The sequence below is a fragment of the Pseudomonas nitroreducens genome (assembly GCF_024170165.1).
In the GTDB taxonomy this organism is placed as follows: Bacteria; Pseudomonadota; Gammaproteobacteria; order Pseudomonadales; family Pseudomonadaceae; genus Pseudomonas; species Pseudomonas nitroreducens_C.
The window spans coordinates 306,580-313,898 of sequence record NZ_JALJXP010000008.1 but is presented as its reverse complement, the minus strand read 5'-3'; the positions used below and the strand labels follow the sequence as shown (position 1 = coordinate 313,898).

3 protein-coding genes are annotated in these 7,319 nt (G+C 67.7%); all 3 read right to left on the bottom strand.

Annotated elements, in window-relative coordinates:
• Positions 1–301: 301 nt before the first annotated feature.
• Genes J2T47_RS18305 through J2T47_RS18295 form a run of 3 tightly spaced genes read right to left on the bottom strand, consistent with a single transcriptional unit; the run spans position 302 to position 7,305 of the window.
• Complete coding sequence (locus J2T47_RS18305; RefSeq protein WP_253449659.1) at positions 302–1,117, bottom strand: YfaP family protein; 816 nt, start codon at positions 1,115–1,117, stop codon at positions 302–304.
• A gap of 5 nt (positions 1,118–1,122) precedes the next feature.
• A complete protein-coding gene (locus J2T47_RS18300; RefSeq protein ID WP_253449656.1) occupies positions 1,123–2,766 on the bottom strand; it encodes a DUF2300 domain-containing protein in 1,644 nt (547 codons plus the stop codon).
• Positions 2,767–2,769: 3 nt separating this feature from the next.
• Positions 2,770–7,305, bottom strand: coding sequence for an alpha-2-macroglobulin family protein (locus J2T47_RS18295; RefSeq protein WP_437180993.1), 4,536 nt, complete (start codon positions 7,303–7,305; stop codon positions 2,770–2,772).
• Between the last annotated feature and the right edge of the window lie 14 nt (positions 7,306–7,319).

Here is a 7,319-nt window from a genome sequence, read left to right as displayed (position 1 = left end):
GTGAGGTGACCCCTGCAGGTTAGAAACTGTTACCCATGTGCCTGAACAAAACTGTCACCTATGTGGGTGAGTCGTACCGGGGCGAGACCTTTGCCTACTTTGGGTCGTTTGCCAAAGTAGGTCGCCCGAGGGGGCGAAACACAGAGTCCGCGCGCACGCCGAAGCGGCGCAAAAGCCCCAACCCAATGCAGCACGTAGGGCGTGGCGTGATCCTGTAGGAGCGGACCTTGTACGCGAACGATTCGCCTCGCGCCGTAGACCATCGCGGACAGAGTCCGCTCCTACGAAAGCGTTCCTGGCCTTACGGGTAACTGAACCGCTTCACCAGCGTCAGCTCCCCCGGCTGCCGCATCGGGATCAGGAACGACTCCTGCTTCTCGTTCACCGTCCCCTCTTCCGTGACGATGGTCACCTGCGCCGTGGTCAGCGGCTTGGCCGCATTCACATCGCCCGAGCTCTCATCCGAACTCCAGCCACCGCCGTAGTAGTTCACGTAGACCAGGTACTGGCCCTTGAGCGGGGTCGGGCTGGCGATGATTTCCGGGCCGTAGCCGGTGGTCACGTCAACGTCCTGGGCCGCGCCGTTGGGCAGCGAGCGGTTGCCGTACCAGACGTGCCCGCCATCGGGCGTCACCAGGTGCAGGTCGAGGTCGGTGTTGTCCGAGTCCCACGACAGCAATACCCGCAACTTGGCCGCTACTTCACCGCCGCCGCCACCATGGTAGAACTGCACGCGCTTGTGCTGCTGGCCATCCGGGCTGATCACTTCGACGCTGTTGGAGCCCGCCGGGAAGGCGAAGGGACGGTCGAACCTGCCGTCGCCTTCGACCCGCATCGGCATGGCCACACCGTTGACCACCAGGCGCGCCGGCTCCTTGCTGTCCTTGGGCAAGCCGCGAATCTCGCCACGGATGCGCGCCGTATCGGACTGGTCCTCCCGCGAGTTCACCGATGACGCCGGGTAGTTCACCGTCTGCCGGAAGTCGGCCTTGTCGCCGTCGCCCGAGCGCCAGCCGCCCAGCGGGGTATCCAGGCTGATCGGCGATTCGGCGGCCTGTGCGCCCAGCGGGATCAGGCTGGCGAGCAGGGACAGGCGGAGCACGTGGGCGAGTTTCATGCTGATCATTCCAGTATCAGGCGACGGGCCAGGCTTTCCACATAGCCCTCGTCTTGTCCATTGGGGTGCGCCTGGAAGGCCAGGTGCAGGTATTCATGAGCCAGGTCGAGGCGGTCCTGCTGGGAGTACAGGCCACGCACGTAGATGCGCTGGCGTTCGCGGTCGACGTAGGGCCGGCCACTGCTCAGGCGGCACACGGCGAACGACTGCAGCTCCTCATAGCCCGCCTCGGTTTCCAGGCGCGGGCGCCAGTCGCGGCGCTGCGCCTTCAGCCAGCGCTCGGCCTCGGGCAGCGGCTGGCAGGCAGCAATCGGGTTGCTCCAGCGGCTGAGGCTGGTACGCGGGAAGGCGCGCGCAAGGATTGCGTCATAGCGCAGGCCCTTGGCGGCCTGCTCCCGGGCATCGCGCCAGGAAAGTTTCGACTGCCCCGCTTCGTCCGAGTGGTAGGTGATGGTACCGCCCGCCAGCACCAGATCGGCGGTCCAGGCGGCGATACCACGCGCCGCCTCGCTCGCCGGGCGCGGCGCCACGCGCTGGCGCTGGCTGCTGTCGTCGATGCTCAGGCAGTCGCCGCGCGGGGCGCCGTTCTGCAACAGATAAGTGCGGATGGTCACCGCCAGCGCCTTGGCCGCTTCCGGCGGCGTGGCGGAAGCCTCGCGATCGAGCACGCGGGCGACATATTCCTCGCGGGACAGACGCGCGGTGAGACGCGGCCCCTGCGCACCGCGCTCGAGGAAGAGGTCGCCGCTGCTGTTCACGTCCAGTCGAACGCCGTTGACGAACATCACGCTCTGTCGGCCTTGCAGCAGGCCTTCGGCAGCCGGTTGGTTACGTTCGTCATAGACCTCTTTCAGCGGATAGCGGCTGAACAGTCCGACCTCGACGCAACGCCCAGGATCGCTCGGCCACGGTGCCGGCAGCGCCGCGCCGATGGCATTACCGTACTTGGCCAGCAGCGTCTTGCTGGTGCCCGGTCCGCGCGCCCAGAGCGGCGTGCCGTCGACCAGCCAACCAGCGAAGCCTCCCTCGCGCTGACCGCCCTTCTCCCAGCTCCAGGTCTTCACCCGCAGGCGCCCACCCAGCGCAGCGGGTGCACGACCTTCGTCGGCAGCAAGGCTGACATCCAGCAGCACCTTGCGCGCCTGCTCCTGCGCCGGCAGGTGCTGCAGTTGATCGAGCAGTTCGGCGACCGGCACTTCGGTCTGCGGCGCCAGCTTGTCCAATTGGGCAATCCACGCCGGCGCATGGCGCGCCTGCCAGTATTGCTGCCAGACAGAACCTTCGATGCCCAGTCTCTGCGGCTGGAAGTACAGGCCACAGGACTTCACCAGCGCGGCGTCGCGCTCGATGCTCTGCCCGGCCAAACAGCAATAGACCTCTTCCCTGCTCTCGCCACGGCACTGATAGGCCGGCTCCTGCTGGCCGGTATCGTTGAGCCAGGCGTAGACGAACAGTTTCCACAGGCTGCCCAGCGGTGCGCGCAGGTCAGCCGGCAGCGGCTGGCGACCGAGCACCTGCTGCGACCCGAGCCGTAGCAGTTCGTCGCCCTGCGCCGTGCGCCAGGCCAGCTGCGCCTGCTCCTGCGCGCCGGGCGCCGCGAGGGCGCTCAGCGGCAACAGCAGGATCAGCCCGGCCAGACGCGCACGCATCGGTTACTGAACCTTGATCTTCGCCAGGGCCGGCTTCTGCTCCAGCGCCTGCTCCTGCGGCGCATAGAGGCGCTGGTAGCGCGCCGGCGGCAGGACGAACTCGCCCTTCTGCGAGAAGCGCACCAGGTGGCGGAAGCGCAGTTCTCCGCCCAGGGTGTCCACCGGCACGCCGTAGAACAGGTCGCCCGGCTCGTTGCGTGCCCGCTCCAGGCTGGTCGCTTCGACACCGCCCAGGCCGCTGATCTGCAGGCCCCAGGTGGTGCGCTCGACGTCCGCGCCCGGCGGCAGCGGCACCTCCAGCATGCCGTAGCGCAGGGCTTGGGCCTGCTCGGTGGTCAGGGTCACTTCGTCCAGGTACAGCTCGTCGCTGGACAGCGGCTTGCTGCCCAGTTCCTCGGCCTTGAAGGCGAAGGCTTCGTCGCCCGGTACCAGGCGCAGCAGACGCCGCTTGATGGTCACCGGCAGCTGGCTGGCCGGAGCCTGCGCGCTGCGGAAGGAGATCGAGGCGTTGAGCATGCGCGACGGCGCGGCGCTGAGGTCAAGCTGGGCCGGAGCCTCCTTGCCCTGCCACTTCCAGAACGCGTCGCCAGTGGTGCTGCGGCTTTCCTTCCAGTCGGCCACCGGCTGCGGCAGTTCGGCTGCAGGAGTGGCGGCCACGGCACGCTGCATCCAGGCCAGGGCCAGGGCGCGCTCGATGGTGGATTGCTGCGGTGCGAGGCTCTGCAGCAACGAGCGGGCGCGGCTGGCGTCCGCCGGGCCGCTGTACAGCTGAACCGCGCGGGCGAACGGCTGCTCGCTGGTGTTCAGTTTCAGGCGTGCGCCATCCAGTTGCTTGGCGAAGCCGGCCGGCAGCGCGACCTTGTTCTGCTCGGCCAGGCTGGCCGCCAGCACACGGGCAGCGGCCAGGCCCAGCTCGGAGTCCGGGTCGCCCATGACCAGGCTGTCCTCGCTGTCGAGGTCGTTGATCGACTTCGCCGCCTCGCCGTTGCCGGCATTCTCCAGGTCGGTGAGCAGGCCGCTGACCAGGGTCTGCACCGGCAGCTGCATGTCGCGGGCGAAGGCCAGGATCAGCGCACGCTGCAGCAGCGGCGTGGCACTGGCGCGCGCGGAGTACAGCTCCAGTACGCGCTGCCAGTGGTCCGGCGGCAGCTGGATTTCCAGCGCGCGGCTGGCGTACCAGTCGGCGTAATAGGCGTACGCGGTGAGGAAGGCATCGTTGTCTTCGCCGCCCCACCAGGTGAAGTAGGCGTCCGGGCCGGCCATCTGCACCAGGCGCAGGCGGCTGGTCTGCATGATCAGGCGCAGACGATCACGCACACGCGGCTCGCTGTTGGCCAGGGTCGGGTAGGCGATGCTCAGCGGCAGCAGCTGGCTGGCAGTCTGCTCGACGCCACCCCAGGGGTAATCCAGCAGCGAGTCGAGGTTGCCACGCAGCAGGGCCTGGGCGCTGTCATCCAGCCGTAGGGTGACGTCGCGGGCATCCGCCGGCAGCTCCAGCGGGGTGTTCTGCGCGTTGACCCGCAGCGGCTTGGACTGCAGCACCTGCCAGCTGTCGGCTGCCAGGCTGAAGTGCACGCCGAGACTGTCGCGCACCTGGCCGTCCTGGCGCAGTTCGACGCTCCAGTCGCCATCGCTGAGCGGCTGTTGCGGCAGGGCGATGTAGTTGACGCCGCGCTTGAGCTCCAGCGCCTGGGTCTTCTCTGCGCCGTTGGCGCGGATCAGCAACTCGGCCTTGGTGTCCTGCTCGCCCTGGTTGAAGACGAACAGGCCGAGGTCCGGCGCATCACCTGTGCGGAAGCGTTTCGGGCCACTCCACTTCAGGTACAGCGGCTTTTCGGAACGGATGAACTGCTTCTTCTGGCCGACCTGGCCCTGGTCATCCATGGCGCGGGCGGTAATACGCCAGCGGGTCAGGGAGTCGGGCATGCGGAACTTGAACTGGGCCTTGCCGTTGGCATCGGTGACCAGCTCCGGTTCCCAGGCAGCGGTGTCGACTTCCTCGCGGCGCGGGCGCTCCAGCACCTTCACGCCACGCTCGCTGCGGTTGGCGCGGCCGGGCGCACTCGGCGTACCGGGCAGCGCGACGTCGTAGCTGATGAACGCGAGGCTGGCGCTGGTGCGCACATTGTTGCGCCGCGGGTGATAGAAGAACTGGTCGATGCCCGGGGCGATCTCCGGCTGCAGCGCGTAGATCATCTCGTCCACCACGCTGACGGTGAGGTGGCTGGAGACCGGCTTGCCGGCGTAGGCGGTATCGAGATTGACGGTGACCGTCTCGCCCGGCTCGTAGCGTTCCTTGTCGGTGCTGACGGCGATTTCCACCTGCGGCACCGCAACCTTGATGCCGGCGTTCTGGAAGCTGTAGTCGCCGCTGCGGGTGTAGAGCACGGAGAAGGTCAGGTTCGGCGAGAACTCCGGCTTCACCGGGATACGCGCGCGGTACTGGGTCGGGTTGAGCTTCTCCAGCTTCAGCCAGTCGCCGCCCCTGGACAGCAGCGCGGTGGCCTCGACCTTGTCGCGCTCCAGGGACAGCAGCGCATCGTCCACCGGTTCGGGGAAGGTGATCAGTGCCAGCGCTTCTTCACCGGCCTGGTACTCGGCCTTGTCGAGGACGATTTCCACGGTGCCGGGCACGGCCTTCACGCCGTCGCCGCTGACCGAGTGGCCGGTGCCGCCGAGCAGCTGGCCGGCCTTGTCGCGCAGTTCGACGCTGTAGGTGCCGGGCTTGTCGAAGGTGATGGCGAACTTGCCGCCCTCCACCGCACCATCGCCGCTGCTGCGGTCTTCCAGGCGCAACCAGCGGTAGGCGGTCGGCTGGATCTGCGTCTGCTGTTCGGCGGCATAGCTGAACTCGACCTTGTCACCGGCAGCGCTGAAGCGCTGCGGCGCGCTCACGCGATAACGCGCGGCGCCACGCTCGATGAGGATTTCCTTGCTGGTCTTCACCCGGTACGCGGCGCCATCGCTGGCGAACACAGTGAGCAGGTAGCGGCTGGGTTTCTCCGCCGCCGGCAGGTCCAGCGCCGCGCGGCCCTGGTCGTCGGTGGTGATCTGCGCGCTGGTCAGCTCCACGGGGAACTGGCCGAGGTACTGCAGTTCGTTGTCCACCATGGACAGTTGCTGGGCGCGCAGGCTCAGCTCCAGGCGCGCGTTGGCCACCGGCTTGCCGTCCGGGTAGAGCAGGATCAGGTTGCCCTTCACCGGTTCGCCGGTCTTGAAGTCCGGCTTGGCCAGGTCGAGGGAAATCTCGAAGTGCGGCTTGATGTATTCGGCAACGCGGAAGGCGCTGCTGTAGGTCTGGTCGCGGTAGTCGAAGCGCAGCTCGTAGCCGCCGGCAACGGCGTTGGCCGGCAGCTGGAAGCGGCCGTTGGTGCCGCTCTTGGCGTCGTACTTGAGGTCGAGGGTCTGCAGCGTGGTGCCGGCCGCGTCGATCACCGACAGGCGCAGCGGCGCGCTTTGCGGCGACTGCGATTCGCGGGAGTTCTTGAACTCGCGGCCGACGATCTTCAGCGACACCCAGTCGCCCGGACGGTACAGCGGGCGGTCGGTGAAGGCGTAAAGCTTGGTGTCGTAGATTTCGCTGTCGTAATAGAAGTTCTCGGAGACGAAGACGCCGCCCTCCTCGTCCTCGCCGATCACGAAGGAGCGCTCGGGGCTGACGTGCTGCAGGCGCAGCAGGCCGTCGGCATCGCTGCTACCACTGCTCATCACGCCCAGGCCGTCGGTCCACAGCACCTTGGCGCCGCTGACCGGCGTGCCTTCATGCTTGCGCGCAGTCCACACCAGCAGTTCACTGCCGGCGATCTTGCTCACCGCGACGCTGTTGGAGACGAACACCACGGTGGTCGCGCGGTATTTGCCGACCAGCGCTTCGACCAGGTACAGGCCCGGCTTCAGCTTGCCCAGCGGTACGTAGACGTTGCCCGGGGCGACGTTGATGAACTCGCTGGAGGAGCCGGCCAGGGTGACTTCCTTAGGCGGCTGGATGGGCTTGGCATCCCACAGCGGGTAGCGGAACTGGCTGACCATCGGCAGGCCGGGAATCGGCGCGTACTGAGTCTGCGCGTCATAGGGTGTCGGCGCGCGCATGGCATTGCCCATTTTCAGCTCGGGCACCACTTCGGTGACCTGCTGGCGCGACTCGTAGGAGAAGGTCCGCTGCATCACCCGACGCGACTTGCGGTACCAGTTGTCCCACAGGTAGGCCAGGGTGTTGGACAGGCCCTCGCCCTTGAACTGCCCCTCGGACAGCACGCGGTGCAGGTTCTTCTGGCGCTTGAGGAAGTCCAGCGGCTGGTCGATGCGGTAGACGCGGATGTCCGCGCCGCCGTAGGGCTCCATGCGGTAGCGACGGTAGTCGCGGCCCGGCGCTTCCAGGCGCACCTTGGCCACCTCGTCGGACGCGAAGCTTGAGTCGGCGAGCAGGAAGAACGACTCGCCAGCCATGGGCGTGTAGTTGCTCGCCGGGACGTCGTCGTCCGCCTGCACGAGCGCGGGCGCGGCGGCGAACAGACCGGCGCAGGCCAGGGCGGCGGCCATGCCGCGCAGCGCGT